The 17,129-nt window shown below is 64.4% G+C and carries 14 protein-coding genes and 1 pseudogene; 7 read left to right on the top strand and 8 right to left on the bottom strand.

Going from position 1 to position 17,129, the window contains the following annotated elements; all coding sequences use genetic code 11:
- The first annotated feature begins 79 nt into the window (after positions 1-79).
- Together GLS40_RS05895 and GLS40_RS05890 are read left to right on the top strand one after the other, a co-directional pair.
- On the top strand, positions 80-1,201 hold the full coding sequence (locus tag GLS40_RS05895; RefSeq protein ID WP_160381826.1) for a copper chaperone PCu(A)C: 1,122 nt from the start codon (positions 80-82) through the stop codon (positions 1,199-1,201).
- A gap of 1 nt (position 1,202) precedes the next feature.
- The gene (locus GLS40_RS05890; protein WP_160381825.1) at positions 1,203-1,799 is read left to right on the top strand and encodes an SCO family protein; all 597 of its coding nucleotides are present in this window, start codon (positions 1,203-1,205) and stop codon (positions 1,797-1,799) included.
- 88 nt (positions 1,800-1,887) lie between these two features.
- Here the strand turns inward: GLS40_RS05890 and GLS40_RS05885 are convergent, their stop codons facing one another.
- On the bottom strand, positions 1,888-2,802 hold the full coding sequence (locus GLS40_RS05885) for an SMP-30/gluconolactonase/LRE family protein (RefSeq protein WP_160381824.1): 915 nt from the start codon (positions 2,800-2,802) through the stop codon (positions 1,888-1,890).
- A 199-nt stretch (positions 2,803-3,001) separates the two neighbouring features.
- Between GLS40_RS05885 and GLS40_RS05880 the strand changes: the two genes are divergently transcribed.
- The 3 genes from GLS40_RS05880 (at position 3,002) to GLS40_RS05870 (ending at position 6,609) form a co-directional block, all read left to right on the top strand.
- On the top strand, positions 3,002-3,526 hold the full coding sequence (locus GLS40_RS05880) for a hypothetical protein (protein ID WP_160381823.1): 525 nt from the start codon (positions 3,002-3,004) through the stop codon (positions 3,524-3,526).
- Entirely contained in the window at positions 3,527-5,989 is a 2,463-nt protein-coding gene (locus GLS40_RS05875) for a hypothetical protein (protein ID WP_160381822.1), read from the top strand. It abuts the gene before it with no gap.
- A gap of 194 nt (positions 5,990-6,183) precedes the next feature.
- Positions 6,184-6,609: a hypothetical protein gene (locus GLS40_RS05870; RefSeq protein WP_202075963.1), complete on the top strand. Its 426-nt coding sequence runs from the start codon at positions 6,184-6,186 to the stop codon at positions 6,607-6,609.
- 231 nt (positions 6,610-6,840) lie between these two features.
- Here GLS40_RS05870 and GLS40_RS05865 read toward each other — a convergent pair whose 3' ends face one another.
- The 7 genes and pseudogenes from GLS40_RS05865 to GLS40_RS05835 form a co-directional block, all read right to left on the bottom strand.
- Complete coding sequence (locus GLS40_RS05865) at positions 6,841-7,137, bottom strand: carboxymuconolactone decarboxylase family protein (RefSeq protein WP_328598877.1); 297 nt, start codon at positions 7,135-7,137, stop codon at positions 6,841-6,843.
- Between the two features lie 315 nt (positions 7,138-7,452).
- Positions 7,453-8,044 (bottom strand): annotated as a pseudogene (locus GLS40_RS05860) (IS5 family transposase); the annotation flags it as partial.
- Positions 8,045-8,104: 60 nt separating this feature from the next.
- A complete protein-coding gene (locus tag GLS40_RS05855) occupies positions 8,105-10,171 on the bottom strand; it encodes an FAD-dependent oxidoreductase (protein WP_160381819.1) in 2,067 nt (688 codons plus the stop codon).
- Between the two features lie 76 nt (positions 10,172-10,247).
- On the bottom strand, positions 10,248-12,395 hold the full coding sequence (locus GLS40_RS05850) for a xanthine dehydrogenase family protein molybdopterin-binding subunit (RefSeq protein ID WP_160381818.1): 2,148 nt from the start codon (positions 12,393-12,395) through the stop codon (positions 10,248-10,250).
- Between the two features lie 4 nt (positions 12,396-12,399).
- A complete protein-coding gene (locus tag GLS40_RS05845) occupies positions 12,400-12,855 on the bottom strand; it encodes a (2Fe-2S)-binding protein (RefSeq protein ID WP_160381817.1) in 456 nt (151 codons plus the stop codon).
- A gap of 166 nt (positions 12,856-13,021) precedes the next feature.
- Positions 13,022-14,227, bottom strand: coding sequence for an ABC transporter substrate-binding protein (locus GLS40_RS05840; protein ID WP_160381816.1), 1,206 nt, complete (start codon positions 14,225-14,227; stop codon positions 13,022-13,024).
- Positions 14,228-14,349: 122 nt separating this feature from the next.
- Positions 14,350-15,342: a LysR family transcriptional regulator gene (locus GLS40_RS05835; RefSeq protein ID WP_160381815.1), complete on the bottom strand. Its 993-nt coding sequence runs from the start codon at positions 15,340-15,342 to the stop codon at positions 14,350-14,352.
- Positions 15,343-15,469: 127 nt separating this feature from the next.
- Between GLS40_RS05835 and GLS40_RS05830 the strand changes: the two genes are divergently transcribed.
- Positions 15,470-15,823 (top strand): cupin domain-containing protein, encoded by a 354-nt coding sequence (locus tag GLS40_RS05830; protein WP_160381814.1) that lies wholly within the window; start codon positions 15,470-15,472, stop codon positions 15,821-15,823.
- Between the two features lie 57 nt (positions 15,824-15,880).
- On the top strand, positions 15,881-17,068 hold the full coding sequence (locus GLS40_RS05825; RefSeq protein ID WP_160381813.1) for an alkene reductase: 1,188 nt from the start codon (positions 15,881-15,883) through the stop codon (positions 17,066-17,068).
- Positions 17,069-17,129: the final 61 nt, after the last annotated feature.

Raw genomic sequence — 17,129 nt, 5'->3', positions numbered from 1 at the left:
GCGGCCGCCGCCCGGCGGCCAAGGCGACAAGCGCAGGCAGCGGTGCGTCCGCGCGCGCGACATGACCGGAGAGAGACCGATGACCAGAACCCTTTGCATGGCGGGCCTGCTGGCCGCCCTTGCCGCCCCAGCACTGGCCCATGCCACGCTGGAACAGGCCGATGTCCCCGCCGGGACCACCACCAAGATCACCCTGCGCGTGCCCCACGGCTGCAAGGGCGAGGCCACGCATACCGTCCGCATGACCCTGCCCGAGGGCTTTTACGCCGCCAAGCCGATGCCCAAGGCGGGCTGGACGCTCAGCACCGTGGATGGCCCCTATGCCCAGCCCTATGACAACCACGGCACAGAGATGACCGAGGGCCTGCGCGAGGTGACCTGGTCTGACGGCGACCTCAAGGACAGCCAGTACGACGAATTCACCGTGCGCGGCACTTTGGGCGCCGGGATCGCGCCGGGCACCGTGCTCTACTTTCCCTCGCTGCAGACCTGCGCGAACGGCACGGCGGACTGGACCGATACCTCGGGCGCACCGGGCGTGGCGAATCCCGCGCCCTCGATCACGGTCACCGCGGCGCAGGCCGGTGGACACGGGATGCACACCGGCCATGCCGGCGCCGCCGAAGACCGGGTGCTGGGCGATCTGACCATCACCGGCGCCTTTGCCCGCGCGACCCTGCCCAACGCCCCGGTGGGTGGCGGCTTCTTCACCGTGACCAATGCCGGCGCGCAGGACGACCGGCTTGTCGCGGTCCACAGCCCGGCGGCCGGGCGGGTCGAGATCCACGAGATGTCGATGCAGGGCGACGTGATGAAGATGCGCGAGCTTGAGGACGGCCTGCCGATCCCCGCCGGAGAGAGCGTCACCCTGACCCCCGGGGGCTATCACCTGATGCTGATGGACCTGGCCGGCCCGCTGAAACAGGGCGAGACGGTAACCCTGCGCCTGACCTTCGAACATGCCGGAGAGATCGAGATCCCGCTGGCCATCGGCGCCCCGAACGCCAAGGGCGCCCCCGGAATGGACCACGGGATGGACCACGGGATGGACCACGGGATGGACCACGGGATGGACCACGGGATGGACCACGGGATGGACCACAAGATGGATCACGGCAGCCACGACATGGCGCCGCAAAAGGAAGGCGCGAACCACCTGGCCCCGCTGACCGGCGGGACCGCTGAACGCAAGGAGGGCTGAGATGCAGCTGTCAAGGAAACATGTGGCCCTGGGCATCCTCTGGGGGATGGCCCTGCTGACCCTGGCCTGGTTCGGCTGGGCCCGCCTGATCGGCCCGCTCTTCGAACAGAGCGTCGCCGACACCATCGGCCCGGGCGACTACCGGCTGGAAACGACCGATGGCGGCACCTTCACCCAGGCCAGCCTCAAGGGCGGGCCGACGGCGGTCTTCTTCGGCTTCACCCATTGCCCCGAGGTCTGCCCCACCACCCTGGGCGACATCGCCACCTGGCAGGAAGAGCTGGGGCCGGACAATCCGCTGAAGGTCTATTTCGTCACCGTCGATCCCGAGCGGGATTCGATCGAGACGCTGGGCGATTACACCTCCTGGGTGCCCGGGGTGACCGGGGTGTCCGGCTCTCGCGAAGAGATCGACAAGGCGCTGTCGGCCTTCCGCGTCTATTCCCGCAAGGTGCCGCTGCAGGACGGCGACTACACGATGGACCATTCCGCCAACGTGCTGCTGTTCGACCGCAAGGGGCGGTTCTTCGAGCCGATCGGCTATCAGGAGGATTTCACCCGGGTGATAGACAAGCTCCGCCGCCTGGAAGCGAGCTGACGGTCCCACCCATTTGTGCCCACGGCCCCGGCCCCCGCGCCGGGGCCTCGCGCCGCCCGATACCCGCAGGCACAACGGACGCGCGGCATCACCCGTTGAAATTCAGCCGCAGCCCCGGATAGGGCCAGCGCACCTTGTAAAGCGTCCCCGTCCCCGAGGCGGTGATCCAGGCGTCCCGCATATCCGCCCCGCCAAAGCAGATGTTGGTGATATAGGGATCGCCGGGAAACTGGATGTATTCCACCGCGCCGGTGTCATGGGCCACGATGCTGATCCCGCCCCGCATCAGCGTGGCAAGGCAGACCGCCCCGTTTTCCTGCACCGCCAGACTGTCGAGCAGCTGGTAATCCGGCAGCGTCGTCACCAGCCGCCCCGGGCGGAACCCGCTGGGCCTGGCAAGCTGCCCCTGCCCCGTCACCGCAAACCCCCAGAGCCGGCTGGTCCGGGTCTCGGCCACATAGACCTCGGACCCGTCCGGCGCCATGCCGACACCGTTGGGCGTCATCAGCGGCACCGCGGGCCGGGTGATCGACGAGCCGTCGGGCAGCGCGTAGTAGAGCGCGCCCTGATGCAGGAACTCCGGCGTGTGCTTGCCCAGGTCGGTGAAATAGAACCCGCCCTCGGCGTCAAAGACGATGTCGTTGGGCCCGCGCAGGGGCCGCCCCTCCCATTCGGTGTAGAGCGTCGTCACCACGCCGGTCGCCAGGTCCACCCGCTGGATCGAGCCGCCGGTGTAATCCTCGGGCTGCCCGCCCGGCATCGCCAAACCGTCCCGTTCGCTCCAGATGAACCCGCCGTTGTTGCAGACATAGACCGCGCCATCCGGCCCGATGGCCGCCCCGTTGGGCCCGCCGCCCAGCTCGGCCACGGTTTCCCTGGTTCCGTCGGGCAGGACGCGGGTCAGCCTGCCGCCCTTGATCTCGACCAGGATAACCGATCCGTCCGCCATCGCGATCGGACCTTCGGGAAACTCCAGCCCCGTGCACACCGTTTCGAATTCCATGCCGATCCTCCCTTGGCGCAATGCGCCCCCACCATTTGCCGGACCGGCGCCGGGCACAAGGGCCGGGCCTTCTCGTGCACGGTTCTGCGACCGGCGGAGCGCCGCGGGTGAAAGATACAGGGGGAATGCGACATTGACCGGCGCGCCCGGCTGCGGAATCCTGGGGACAGAATTTTTTGGATTTGTATTGGATATGCCGATGTTGAAAGCCATTGCCCTTGGCCTGGCGGCCGGTCTCACCCCGCTGTGCGCCCTTGCCGACGAGGTCGGACAGGTCACCGCCACCCTGGGCGGCGAGGAGCGGACCTGGTACGCCATTTCCGTCAAGCGCGGGGAAGAGACCGCCTCGACCGCCAGCCTGAAGAACAGCAAGCGCCTGTCCTCGCTGACCATCCAGGCCCATCCCGAACCGCGCTTCACCACCTCAGACGTGCTCTCGCTGGATGCGGACTGGTTCGGCCTGGCCGCGGCGGGCAAGGCCCCGACCACGGTCGAGATCCTCTATCTGCCGCAGGGCATGTCCAACCCGTTCTACACCACCGACCAGGTCGAGACGCGGCCGGTCATGACCTTCGATACGCTGGCCATCGACGGCGAGACCGGGCAGACCACCGGCAGCTTCACCGCCAGGCTCTGCCGGGTGGCCAAGCTCTACGAGGCGCCCGACACCTCGGATTGCCTGGACCTCGAAGGCCGGTTCGACACCCAGCTGCGGATCCGCTAGATGGCCGGGCTGCGCGCCGGGCTGATCTGCGCCGCCCTGGCCTCGGCCTGCGGCGCGGCAAAGGCCGGGACCTGGCCGACCACCGACTGGCAGGGCGTCTGCATCAGCGGCGAGATCTGCGACCTGACGGACCCCGGCGCCCTGGCCGTGCTGGAACAATTGCGCGAGGGCAGTGCCCGTCTGGATGCGCTCGGGTTCAACCCGCCCCACCTGCTGCGCAGCTCGCAGGTGCGCGCCGATGCGCCCTATGTCGTCCTGCTGCAGGCCGGCGATTTCCCGGTCACCGATGCCTCGGGCCGGGCGGGGCAATTGGGCGGGTATTACCAATACGACCAGTCCCTGCTGGCCATCGCCTATGACAACTTCTTTGCCATGAACACCGAGACATCGGGCTACATGGACGCCCCGGTGCACGAACTCTTTCACGCCGTGCAGGGCGGTTATGACGGCTATCTCTGGCTGAAAGCCACCTCCGACGGCGGGAACTGGGTGCTGGAGGGCACGGCCACCGCGGTCCAGGCGGTGCTGCCCGATGCGGGGCAGTCGCCGGGCGGCGGGTATCCCTTGTTCGACGCGCCGCTGGACCGGCTGCACAGCAGCACGGGACGGCGCGGCACCTACATGTCCTATCCGTTCTGGACCTACATCGCCGCGACCCGGGGCGGCGGGCTGCCGGGCGGGCTGGGTGTGCTGCACGACTTCTTCACCGCGATCGGCGAGGTCGAGGCGGACCGCGCCACGCCCGATCCCTCGACCCTGGCGATTGTCGACCGGGCGATGCGCCATGCCTGGAAACAGCCGCTGGCCGAGGTCTACACGGATTTCATCGCCGGGTATGCGTTCCGCGAAACGAACTACAAGGGCCTGTCCGACCCGGCGGGCTGGAAGGCGCTGGACGAGGCCGGGCCGACCTCGCTGGTCCTCACCGGGCGGCTGGAGCCAATGGCGGCGCAGGCCTGGGCCCTGACCGTGCGCGCGGGCGAGGATACCGACCTGGAGATCCGCCTCGAGTCGCCGGACCCGGCCTTGCGCCTGGTGGTCGACCGCGCGCGCGTCGACCGCCCGGATGGCGCCGGATCGGGCGAGCGCAACCTGTTCTACCGTGCCCGCGTCGGCAAGGGCGCGCCCCCCGGCGGCACCACCTTCATCGTCCGTGTGCTGAACGCGCCCGACGCCCCGGCGGAGTACAAACCGCGCGATTTCACCCTGACCGCCCATCTGCGCCACGAATACGCGCGCTACGGCCAGAGCGTCGGCACCGCCCAGATAGACGCCCCCGTCACGCTGGAGATGGACCGCCATTCCGCCTATCTGCTGCCGAACCGCACCGAGATCACACTGGCCGCCGGGTTCGAGAACGCCTGCAGCCTGCGCCTCGGCCTGCGCAACTTCGCCACCGGCGACAGCGCCGGGCTGGAAATGGATCACGAGGGGCCGATCGGCCCCGGCAGCTACCCGCTTGCCACTGTCGGCGGCGGGCGGGGCTTCAAGCCCGAGACCTTTCCCGGGATGGGCGTATCGGGCTTTGTCCTGGGCCGGCGCAACCCGCTGGCGCGGGGGTTCGAACAGACCTTCGACGCGCAGGGCGGCGCGCTGGAGATCACCACCATCTCTGCGCACTGGATCGAGGGCACCCTGCGCATCGCCGGCAAGCGCCGCAGCGACGGGGAATGGACAAATGACGGCTATGTCGCCTTTCCGGCAGAGCTGGCCCGGCTGGAGGCGCGGATCGCCTTTGGCCTGCGGATCGGGCGGAGCTTTCGGCAGGACAGGTTCATTCCCGTCACCGACTGCCTGACGCCCCTGCCCGTCCGCCTGCGCCGCGAGCCCATACCGATCCCCGTGCCCCGCCCGAAACCGGACCCCGAGCCCGATCCGGTGCCCAAGGTCCGCACTCCGCCACCCACGGACAAGCCGGGGGAGGTGCTGATGCAGGACGCCCCGTCCGCCACCTCGGGCACGACGGCAACCGCCCGGGACCCGGCCACCGCTTCGCCGGCGCCCTCCAGCGGCAGGGGCGGCAGGCTGCCCGGCGATCCCCCGGCCCTGCTGCTGCGGGTGAGCGGCGACGTGACGGTGAGCGAACTGCTCGGCCCGGATGCGGTCACGGCCAGCGGGGGCTGCATGGCCGGTGCGCCGATGTCGCTGGGCTTTTCCTCGGGCGGCGGGTTCGGGCCGGACTGGCGCTACCTTGCCTTCGACAGCGCGGCGCCGGTGACCGCCGGCACCTCGGGCCCCGTGCCGTTGCAGGATATCCGCTGGGACAACGGGACGCGCAGGCAGGCCAACACGGGAATCGCGGTGCCGGATCGGTTCAGCGGAAGCGGCAGCCTGACGATCCTGAACCAGACCGCCAGCCCCGCACACCGCATGCGCGGACGCATAACCGGAGAGTTGAGCAACCGCGCCGGGCAGAAGGTGACGTTGGAGGCAGAGTTCCTCGCCCCGATTTCCTGTCCCTGAGACCGGAGGGCGGCCCCGCGGCGGCAGGCCCCCAGGTTGCCGGGGACCAGCCGGCCGGCGTCGCCGGTTCCCCAGGACAGCCAGCGCCAGGCCTGGCGTCCATCGTGCCGCGCGGCTATGCACCTTCCCCCCGGCCCCGACGCTGCTATCCTGCGCGGATGTACAGGCTGAAACCAGGCATCAAACAGGACCCGGTGCGCCGCTGGCACCTGCCCGACCGCATCTTCTTTGGCCACGGAGCCTGCCACATCCTGGCCGGGGTCTTCCTGCAGGAGGCCCCCCTGCCCGGCTTTCACGCCGAACGCATCGTGCCCGGGGACGGGTTTGCCGGGAACCACATCTTCGTCACTGACGGCAGGGTGGCCTTCGATTTCCACGGCTTTTCCTGCCGGGCGCGGCTGCTGCGGCACCACAGCTCGGGATGGGCGCAACTGTCCGGGCCGGGATGGCATTGCCGGGTCGAGAGGGTGACCTTCGACCTGCTCGACACCGCCGCGCTGAACGCGCGCAGGATGCTGGGGCGGGATCAGTATCACGCCGACCCGGTGCCACGGGCGCGCGCCTTCCTGCGCCGGTTCGATCCGTCGCGCGCTGCGGCGATGGCAGGTGCCAAGGGATAGGACATGACGTTCGCCACGCGTCATTTGGAGTTGGGTCAAGCACTTCCGTTGCGAACCCATTTCCGCAATGCGCAGGATACCTGACAACACTTCTGATCAGCGCAAAGGAGAATTCAGGTAAATATCGTTCTCCTTCCGACAATTGCGCGATTTCCCGGCCACCCCGAATGACAACCTGACGGAGGTTCATCGACAGGAGGCCGCGCGAAGATATCTCGAACCGGCATTGGCCTATTGAAGTTGGTTCAACGCCTCCAATGTTCGTGCGCCATAGACAACGGAGGGGCCGCCGCCCATTTCGATGGCCAGTTCAATTGTCTCGACCACCTCCGCCTTGGTGGCTCCATGCTGCAATGCCGCACGAAGGTGGAAGACGATGCAATCCTCGCACCGTATCGCTATCGAGATCGAAAGCGCCATGAGCTCTTTGATCTTGCTTTCCACCGCGCCATCGCCCGAAGCGGATCTTGCCAATTGGCTGTAGGGCGTCAGCGTCTTTAGTGCCGCTTTGAAGTGGTGACCTGCCACTGAACTTTCATCCAGCCGCGACCGGAGCCCGGTTGGCATTTACGCCGGTTGGCGTGGGTTGAGCATTCGCCCGACGCGCGGAGCTTTCATCTCGCGCAGCGGGGCGGCGCGTTGCGATCATCGGCCCGAAATGCTATGATCATCACGCTGGCGCGCGCTGGCGCTTGCCTCGCACCGGCTTCCATTACCGGAGAGCTGGCAAGCATCCAACGGGCGCCGGCGTCCATGTCCCGCGACAGGTCATAGTGATAACGACCGTTCGGGGCTTCCCTAACCCGCACAACCACATCCTCGATCACGCCGTCCATGCTGACGACGCTGCCCCGGCAGTTTCATGCAGTGCATCTTTGTCGCGACGCGGCTTCGGCCGTGGTATCCGCTCCATCGTCGCCAGCGGGCACGACCGAGGTGTTGCGATGCCCGCAGTGCTTCGTTTCGTGCGACCGCGCCGGCGGTGACCGTCTTCCAGGATTTGGCGGTTTTGCGGGGCGGAATGACAGCGTGGGCGCCGCGGTCAGCGATGGCATCCTGGCATTTACGGGTGTCTTATGCGCGGTCGGCGGTGATGCCGCCGATCTGCTCATGCACCGGGATCCGTTTGAGCAGGTCGGGCAACACCGGCGCATCGTCGATCTGGCTCCCGTCCACTGGCTCTTTCGGACCAGTGACATTCGCCAGTGAACTCTCCACGGCCCGGACCTGCAGCGTTTCCTCATCAATCCCCAGATGGGTCTTGCGCCAGACGCGCCGTTTCGGGCCGCCATGCTTGCGGGCGTGCCACTCGCCTTTGCCCTCGACCTTGAGTCCTCGGACCAATGGCGGTCAATGCCTCATTGGCGATCGGCAGGTGCAGCGGACCTTTGGACCCGCGATACGGCATGTTCACAGCCAAGGTCTTTTGCCGGCGGATCTGCCCTTTGGCATTTGGGAACCGTTGTCCTTGCGGAATTGTGCCGAAAGGTCGGCGTCAGAACGGACCAGCGTCAGGCGGCGCGGCAAAAATGTGCAGCAGCTCTGCCAGTTCCGCCCGGGTCAAAGCGGTTTTTTCGGGCAAGCCATTCGGTGGCTCAACAGTTTCGTCGCTGCCGATAGCCCTGCGCAATTTTTGAAGGAAGCCGATTGCTTCGCCACCGGAAACCGGTTCTTCGAGGGCCAGGGTCAGCCAGCGTTGGCGTGGTTCCGGAAGCAGGTGATCCGCAGGCGCATCAATGCTCGGGTGCCTCATGTTCGGGAACAGCGCGACCCCGGCCCGGCTTGCGGTGTCATAGAGCGTCTCGACCGAGCGGAAGGCCGGGTCGGAAGGATCGACGGTGTCGAAGTGGATGCCCGTGACACTGATCGGCAAACCAAATGCCAAGACCGCCGCCTGGACAAAATCGCGCCAGGTCGCGGTGTTATCAGGAAAGAAGCGGAATCGCGCATCCATTTCAGGCAGATACCCGCGAAGCGCCAGCCACTGGATGCCTGCGAAGGACGGATGGTCCGACTCCACATCCGAGAAATATACCAACTTGTAGCGCTGCGCCAACAGTTCGCTCTGTATCCTGCCCAGCGGAACATCGGCGAGCGCAAGCCTCCCCGCCACCGCGATGCCCGCCGCACAGCCGGCAGCGGCGCCGGTCTGCGCCCAGACCGCCTCGACCCGCAACGTGCAGAACGCGATATGCGTGGCCGAAATCGTTGTCGTGACGCTGAGGTTGTCGACCCCTTCAGGCAAAAGACAGCCCATCGGCACCTGATAGGGCGCGCGCAGCGTTCTGATGAACATCGACCCGTCGAAAACGCCGGTCTCGGGATCCGGTTCATCTTTGCATCGCCTGCTCTCGACCGCCCAATCGCCGATCGCAATGGAATCCGGGCGAAGCGGCGGGCGTGGACCCGGCGACGCCAGATAGGCCGTCACGTCACGTTCCTTCAGCCGGACCGGGGCATGGAAGCGACGCCCTTCTCGAACGTAGGGCGATCGGGGCATGTTTGCGTTCTCGACAAATTCGTCGTCGGACAGACCCATCTGCGGCATGCCACCGTCCGTCTGGATGTAATGGAGAAACCCCAATGCATGATTCATGAACGATTTCCGGATGGCCGTTCGCTGCCGGGGATGGGACAGGATGTAATCACGGTTGCCTTCCAGCCGGTCGTCTCCGAAATAGCGCTGGTTCGTCAGCATCTTGCCGCGGATGCTGGGCTGGAGCGACGTCCCGAATGCGCCGCCGCCTTCGATCAGACCCTTGGGAGGGGCCCATTTGTATCTTGCAGGATCGTAGTCTTCCGGGGGAGATCCCAGAAGAAAGTCCTCGAAACCTTCGTGGCGGTACCTCAGGCTCATCCGGCAGGTGAAGGAGATGATTGCATCGTCGCCTTCGCCGGTGCTTCCGGGCAGAATGCTTCCGGGCAGGAAACCGCCTTCCGTGATGTCCCGCTCGTGTGTGGTGGTAAAGATCACCCCCGCATGGGGTTCTTCCGGCGTCCGGGCTTCGCGACCGATGTCGAAGGGCACCCCCGCCCATGCCGTGACGTCGCCCTCGTAGCTGGCGTCGATGACCTGAAGCGGGCGGATGACGTTCGGGGGGCCAGGAGGCTCGTCGGCCAGACTTCCGATCGGGTCGATCGCCTGCTCCCAGTGCACTTCGGCAATCTCCCGATTGCCACGCATCTTCACACCGACGGCCACGGCACCGTTGATGAGCGTGATCCGCTCGTGTTCTCCGAGCATGTCGCGCCACATGCGCTCGGCAACGTGGAACTCCCAGAAAACGTCGGACTTGCTTCTGAGCATCGGATCGTCGAGGCCGATGTCCCGATAGTGGGCACGAACCCGGTTGATAAATTCTTCGGTCACGCCGCTCAACGCCTGCACTGTGCCTGTGTCGAAGCAATGAACACCATTGGTCGTCGTGCCCCCGACAGAGGATGTGGGTTCCAGGATCACGACACGCGCACCCATCCGCGCCGCCGAGATAGCGGCGGAACAGCCGGCAACGGTGCCCCCCACGACGAGGACATCCGTTTCAATGAGCTGCTCGATATCCATTGCTTCCTTCATCCTTTCCTATTCCGTGCCTTGCCGTGCAGAGCCGCATCCGGGACCGACGCTGCATGGTGTGATCTTAAAGATGATCAAGCAACGGTAGCGATCTGATCCGTTTCCCCGTCGCCGCAAAGATCGCGTTCGCAAGGGCAGGCGCTACGGCCGGGATTGCGGCTTCGCCAACCCCGCCCAGGGCTTCGCCGCTTTCGATGATGTGGACGTCGATCTCGGGCGTGGCGGCCAGTCCTGCGACCTCATAGTCATAGAAGTTCGATTGCGTCGTACGTCCGTCCTCGATGTCGATCCGTTCATTGATCGCCGCGCTGAGCCCCATGACAATCCCGCCCTGCATTTGCGCGATGACAGAATCGGGGTTCACTGCCCGACCGCAATCTATCGCGACCGTGACGCGATTGACGGCGAGCTTGCCGTCCGGGACCGAAATTTCGATCACTTGGGCAACGAGGCTCCCCACGACATCGGTCAGCGCGATGCCCTGGAAATGGCCGTTCGGCAGGGACTGACCCCATTTTGCCTCGGTCGCGGCCTTCTCCAGCACGGCAAGGGCGCGCGGACTGGAGCGAAGCAGGTTGCGACGGAATTCATAGGGGTCGGTGCCGGCAGAATGCGCCAGCTCGTCGATGAAGGACTCGATAAAGAACCCGTTCTCCGACGCCCCGACGGACCGCCAGTAGCCGACCGGAACGAAGGTCGGCGTAAAGGCAAACTCTCCTGCCACGTCCGCGACATCGTATTGCTGAAGCTGTCCGGGCGCGGACCCGGTCTGTGTGCCGAACCCGAGCCAGGCGATCGGATCGGAACCTTCGATCAGGGGAAACCCGAGCGTGTGTTCAAGGATCGACGGGCCGGACTTCCGCATCACGAAAGCCTCCAACTTTCCGTCCTTGGACAACGCGGCCGACATGCGGGCTGTCATCGCGGGACGGTAGAAATCGTGCTGCACGTCCTGTTCGCGCGTCCATATCAGCTGCACCGGACGGTCGACTGCCATGGCAGCCCGGATCGCCTGAACGACAAAGTCGGTCTCATATTTCCGCCCGAAGCCCCCACCCGGCATCGTCGGATGGATGATGATGTTTTCCTCGGAAAAGCCTGTGACTGTCACGGCGGCCTGCATCGTTGCGCTCAGGCCCTGGGTGGGGACCCAGATTTCGCAGCGATTGCCCGAAATGTGAACCGTGCAGTTCATGGGTTCCATGGACATGTGGGCCAGATAGGGCGTGTCGTATTCGGCAGTGATCACCGATTTGTCGGCAGACCCTTGCGCAGCGGACAGGATGGAGAGAGGGTCGCCGCTCAGGATCGGCGTTGCGAATTCGCCCCTGTCCAGATTTGCAACGCGGTCGGCCCTGAGATCCGCCGACGTGGCGGTATCGTTTTCTGATGAAGAGAACCGGATGTCGAGGTCTTCCAGCGCGCTCTTGGCTTTCCAGAAGGTGTCGGCCACGGCAATGACGGCGTCGGGCAACTTGACCAACGCCAGGACGTCCGGACTGAGGCTCGTTTCGTCGACCCCTTCCAGGGCGCTGCCGAAGACGGGGGCCTGACGGATCGCGGCATAGGCCATATTCGGCAGGCGGACGTCCAGACCGAACATGGCGCGGCCGTCGACCTTGGCGGGGATGTCGATCCGGGCGACCGGTTGTCCGACCAGCTTCCGCGTGCCAAGCACTTCCGGGTCTTCGATATCCGGAAACACGGCGGCGTCGGCCGCGAGGTCTGCGAACCCGGCGTGGTTGTTGCCGGACACGACCCTGCCGTCAGCAACCGTGCAGGACGCTTCCGGCACCTGCCACCTGGCAGCGGCCGCCCTGACCAGTTTGATCCGGGCGGAGGCGGCAGCCTTGCGCAACGGATCGTGCCAGCTTCGAACCATGAAGCTTCCGTGGGTGGCCTGTTCGCCGACACCGGGTACGATGAAGGCGGAATTGATCCCTGGCCCTTCCACCCGCACGTCTTCCCACCGTGCGCCCAATTCGTCGCAGAGGATCATGGCCAGGGACGTATGCGATCCCTGACCCATGTCGAAGGCCGGCGCGACGAGCCTGACGGAACCGTCCTGTTCGATCGAGATGAAGGGATTGAGAATTTGCGGTTGTGGCGTACCCTGTGCGGCCACGGACCCCGTCATGCGCAGTTCGACGACGAATGCGGCAGCGGCGGTACCCAGAAAAGTTCTGCGGGAAAGATTGATGGTGCCGGTCATTGCCTCACTCCGTACCAGCGGCGCGATGAATCGCGGCGCGAACCCGTGAATAGGTGCCGCAGCGGCAGATGTTCGTCATCGCTGCGTCAATATCGTCGTCGGTTGGCTTCGGCGTTGCCTTGAGCAAGGCCGCAGCCGCCATGATCATGCCGGATTGGCAATATCCGCATTGCGGCACCTGAAGATCGATCCAGCTCTGCTGAAGCTTCGTCAGATCGCCGTTGCCGCTGGACAGACCTTCGATTGTCTTGATTTCGGCGCCCTCTGCGTCGGCGAGGGGCACCTGGCAGGACCGCACGGCTTCACCGTCGAGATGGACGGTACAGGCGCCGCAGACTCCGGCACCGCAGCCGAATTTCGTACCTGTCTTGCCCAGATTTTCGCGGAGAACCCAGAGCAATGGGGTCTCGGGCGCGGCATCCACGGAATGCGCAATCCCGTTTACGTTCAGTTCCACCATGTCGTTCTCCCTTCTGGCCGATGAAACACGGCTCAGGTTCCGAAGGCTCCGGCCACCGGCGAGGCGTCAGCGTTTGATTTGGATCGATCGAGCCCGCAGCGGTGCGCGCCTCGGGCATGACGGTCGAACCGGGCAGCCGATATCCGCTGCCCGGTGTCGTCCGGGATCAGTTCGACTTCGCCAGATCGCAGACGGAGTCCTCGATCGGGCGGAACGCATCGGTTCCGGCGATAGACGCGAGGATCTTCATGTTGTCCCCTTCTTCCTTCTGCTCGTCGGGCGATTTCACTTCGACAAGCGAGAGATCGTGGACATGAAGCCCGTTGGGAAGGATCCTGCCACCGTGGGCGTACATGTCATCCACCGGCGCCGCCTTGACGGCCGCCATGACGGCGTCAGCCTCGTCTGTTCCGGCGGCATTTACACCTTTCAGGTAAGACAGCGTGGCCGAATAGACTGATGCATGGAAATCGGAAGGCATCTGGCCGGCTTTCGCTTTGAAACGCTCGGTCCAGGCACGCGTTTCCTCGTTCTTGTTCCAGACGAAGGAGGTCACGAATACCAGGCCTTTCATCACATCGAGACCGGCTGCGTTGATCTGCGGATCCGACATGAAGAACACGGCCATCTTTTGTCCGGCGTCTGCGATACCGAATTCGGATGCCTGCTTGAGCGTGTTGATGGAGTCCTCGCCAAAGTTGATGATGCCGATCACGTCCGCTCCGCTTGCCTGCCCCTGAAGCAGATACGAGGTGTAGTCGGTGGTGCCCACCGGGTGACGGACCCCGCCGACGACTTCGCCGCCTTCTGCGGTCAGGAACCCTTCAAAGGCACCCTCGATGCTGTGGCCCGCGGCGTAGTCGGCGGTGATGAAGAACCACTTCTTGCCGCCTTCCTTCACAAGCGTTCCGGCGACGCCTTTCGCCAAGGCATAGGAATCGTAGGTCCATTGCGCGGTGTAGGGCGAGCAATCTTCCTCGACGAGCCGAGATGTCGACGAGCCCGACGTGAAAACGAGCTTCTTGGTGTCCTTGGCAATGCCGGCAACGGCAAGCGCAACGGCCGAACTGGGAATATCGACAATAAGATCGACGCCGTCATTTTCGTACCACTGGCGCGCGATGGACGCGCCCACGTCCGGCTTGTTGCGATGGTCGGCCGATACGATCTCGATCGGATGTCCAAGCGCTGAACCCCCGATGTCTTCCACGGCAAGTTCCGCGGCAACCACCGACCCCTTACCGCCGAAGTTGGAGTTCTGACCGGACATGTCTGTCAAGACGCCGATCTTGACGCTGCCGTCCTCGGCAGTCGACCCCGTTGCCGCCATCATTGCGGCGAGCACTCCCGCGACAAAAGAAACTTTTCTCATTCCCCAATCTCCTCCCTGTAGAACGGTCATAAGTTGACACCACCGAACAACAAAAAGAGGGGTTTGAGCAGTCCGCGCGCCCCTATCTTATCATAGGTCAAACCTATGGCGATGGATGGCAATCACTCTGCGACCAAACGGGGCTCGGAGATGACTCTGGCCTGTATCCGGTGACGGAACACAAGCTCCCGCAGGATGCTCACCAATGTGGCCTGCACGATCTGGGACGCCACGGACATGGGCGTCTCGCGCTTGTGAACCAAGTAGGCGTTGCGACGGAGCACGGGATTCCTGACGGGCGTTATGCGGACAAGACCCTGCTCGACAAGCTCGAAGACCGCCGCATGCGACTGCACCGTGTATGCGCTCGCCCGCGCAACGATGGAGCTTATGTGTCGCAACGAATCGATCTCCATGTCGACATTCGTGGTCAGGCCTTCCGTCTTGGCAGCATTTTCGAAATGGGCACGCAGACCGTGCCTTTCGCTCGGCATGATCAGCGGAAGGCGGACCAGGTCAGCAAATTCCATCGCTGCACCTGGCGCCGACACCGGCCGTACCTCTGCGGGCCAATCATCCACGGCGTGAACAAAAAACAGGTCTTCGGTGAGGATATGCACGCTGTTCAGGTGGGAACAGTTCTGACCCTGATAGATGATGCCAAGGTTCACCTCGTCGCTCATGACCCAGTCGCGCACGGTCCCCGACATGGCCTCGACGATACGAAGCTTGATGTCAGGATGCTCCACACGCAGCGTTTCGGCCAGGGGCACGCTCAGTAGGATCGCCAGCGAGGGCGAGATCGCCAGCGATACCTCGCCGCCTGTGGCGCCCCCGATCCGGCGCACTTCGTCCCAGGCGCGCCCCATGTCGGCGACGAACTTCCGGGCATGTGCAACGAACACCTCACCGGCTTCGGTCAGGCGGGTGCCGCGCGAGCTGCGGATTACCAGCTGGGTATCGAGCTGATCCTCCAATTTGGCGAGAGCCTCGGACAATGATGGCTGGGCGACGCTCAGCAACGCTGCGGCACCCGAGACTGTCTTGGTGTCCGCCAAGGCGATCATGAACTGCAACTGACGCAACTCGATTGAGGTTCTTCGATCCAGCTTCATAGACCCAGCCTATATCCGTTTCAGTATTTTGAATGGTATTCTCAGTTTTCCCTCTGCGCTAGCCTTGGATTCCATTATTGCGCGCAGGCGTTCGCCCGGTGCCAGACACATCAGCGAGGAGGGCACCGTGCCCCGAAACGGTCTTATCGGCATTCCGGCCGGCGATCTGCCCTGGCAACCGTTCGCGGGAATGCCCGGTCTGTCTGTGATCACGCTATCCGATGATCTGGATGAAGTGTCAGGTTCCGGCAGCCGTACGCGACTTGTTAGATTCGACAGGGGCGCGCGGACCGGTTTCGTTCTGGAACATGGCTACTGGGAAGAGGTCCTGTGCCTGTCCGGATCGCTGCAGGATGCCGACAGTCAGTCGATCGGATCCATGAACTACGTCAAGCGGCCGCCGGGAACACCGCACGGCCCTTTCCACAGCACCGAAGGCTGCGTGTTGGTGGAATTCCAGTACTTCGCGCCCTCGTGCTGAGGGCAGCGACCTCACCACCGCAAAAATTGACCCTGATATCAAAGGAGGTGCCTCGGCATGTCTCAGAATTTGCTCGAAGGCTACAAAATGGCCGGTCTGGAGCTAAGCAACCGCGTTGTAATGGCACCCATGACACGGTGCCGCGCTGACAATACCGGAAACGTTCCGACCGACATCATGGCCACGTATTACGGGGAACGTGCGACGGCTGGTCTGATCGTGACCGAGGGCACTTTCGTCAGCCCCCGCGCGGTCGGGTATATCAACGTGCCCGGCATCTCGACTGATGCGCAGACCGCAGGATGGGAGGGTGTCACCAAAGCCGTGCACGAGAATGGAGGGCGAATTTTCGCGCAACTCTGGCATGTGGGCGCCATGTCGCATCCGGATCTCCTCGACGGCGAATTGCCCTACGCCCCGTCGGCGATCAATCCGCAGGACCGCGTGTTCACGCAAAACGGCTTTGCCGAGACCGTTACACCCAGAGAGATGTCCCTGGACGAGATCGCGCAGACCATAGCGGATTTCGAGATCGCTGCCGCCAACGCGGTGAAGGCAGGTTTCGATGGCGTGGAGCTGCACGCTGCCAATGGGTATCTGTTCCACCAATTCTTCGCGCAATCGACAAACACACGCGCCGACCGCTACGGAGGGTCGCGCGCGAACCGGATGCGGTTCCTGCTGGATGTCATCGAGCGGTTGTCCCATATCCTGCCCGAAGGTCGGATCGGGGTGCGCCTCAACCCCGCGTATCATGGACATTCCGGGGTTGTGGCCGACGCCGAGACCATACCTTTCTTCGAGGAACTGGTCAGCAAGCTCGACGAACTGGGCCTCGCCTATATCCATCTGATGGAGCCTATCGACCCCATCGAAGGTCTGCCGGTTCCTCAGAGTGGAATAGCCCGGCATTTCCGCCGGTTCTTCCAAGGCACGATAATATCCGCGACGGATCATGACCGGACGTCGGGAAATCAGTTGATCGAGGATGGAGCGGCGGACCTGATCGCCTATGGTCGCGCGTTCATCTCCAACCCCGATCTGGTCACCCGCTTCCGGGATGACATCGCGCTGGCCGAGCCAAACCGCGAATTCTTCTACACCGGCGGTCCGAAGGGATACATCGACTATCCGACCTACGAAAAAGCTGGCTGCGGCGGCACCGTTTCCCCGGACACGCGCGTCAGCGATCGCTACGGCGAGACACGCGCCAGGATGAAGACTGCATCAGCCGACGCCAAGTAAACGCTATTCTCGGAAAAGCGGAACGGGCCCGCCATGCGGGCCCGTTTCTATTTGCACAGGG

It is taken from the genome of Pseudooceanicola pacificus, assembly GCF_009789075.1.
In the GTDB taxonomy this organism is placed as follows: domain Bacteria; phylum Pseudomonadota; class Alphaproteobacteria; order Rhodobacterales; family Rhodobacteraceae; genus Pseudooceanicola; species Pseudooceanicola pacificus.
Note: the sequence above shows the minus strand (reverse complement) of the source record. Positions and strands in the feature narration are given on the sequence as shown.

Excerpts from the sequence above, each read along its gene's own strand:
- GLS40_RS05895 (WP_160381826.1), top strand. The coding sequence starts at position 80 with ATGACCAGAACCCTTTGCATGGCGGGCCTGCTGGCCGCCCTTGCCGCC.
- GLS40_RS05890 (WP_160381825.1), top strand. The coding sequence starts at position 1,203 with ATGCAGCTGTCAAGGAAACATGTGGCCCTGGGCATCCTCTGGGGGATG.
- GLS40_RS05885 (WP_160381824.1), bottom strand. The coding sequence starts at position 2,802 with ATGGAATTCGAAACGGTGTGCACGGGGCTGGAGTTTCCCGAAGGTCCG.
- GLS40_RS05880 (WP_160381823.1), top strand. The coding sequence starts at position 3,002 with ATGTTGAAAGCCATTGCCCTTGGCCTGGCGGCCGGTCTCACCCCGCTG.
- GLS40_RS05875 (WP_160381822.1), top strand. The coding sequence starts at position 3,527 with ATGGCCGGGCTGCGCGCCGGGCTGATCTGCGCCGCCCTGGCCTCGGCC.
- GLS40_RS05855 (WP_160381819.1), bottom strand. The coding sequence starts at position 10,171 with ATGGATATCGAGCAGCTCATTGAAACGGATGTCCTCGTCGTGGGGGGC.
- GLS40_RS05850 (WP_160381818.1), bottom strand. The coding sequence starts at position 12,395 with ATGACCGGCACCATCAATCTTTCCCGCAGAACTTTTCTGGGTACCGCC.
- GLS40_RS05845 (WP_160381817.1), bottom strand. The coding sequence starts at position 12,855 with ATGGTGGAACTGAACGTAAACGGGATTGCGCATTCCGTGGATGCCGCG.
- GLS40_RS05840 (WP_160381816.1), bottom strand. The coding sequence starts at position 14,227 with ATGAGAAAAGTTTCTTTTGTCGCGGGAGTGCTCGCCGCAATGATGGCG.
- GLS40_RS05835 (WP_160381815.1), bottom strand. The coding sequence starts at position 15,342 with ATGAAGCTGGATCGAAGAACCTCAATCGAGTTGCGTCAGTTGCAGTTC.
- GLS40_RS05825 (WP_160381813.1), top strand. The coding sequence starts at position 15,881 with ATGTCTCAGAATTTGCTCGAAGGCTACAAAATGGCCGGTCTGGAGCTA.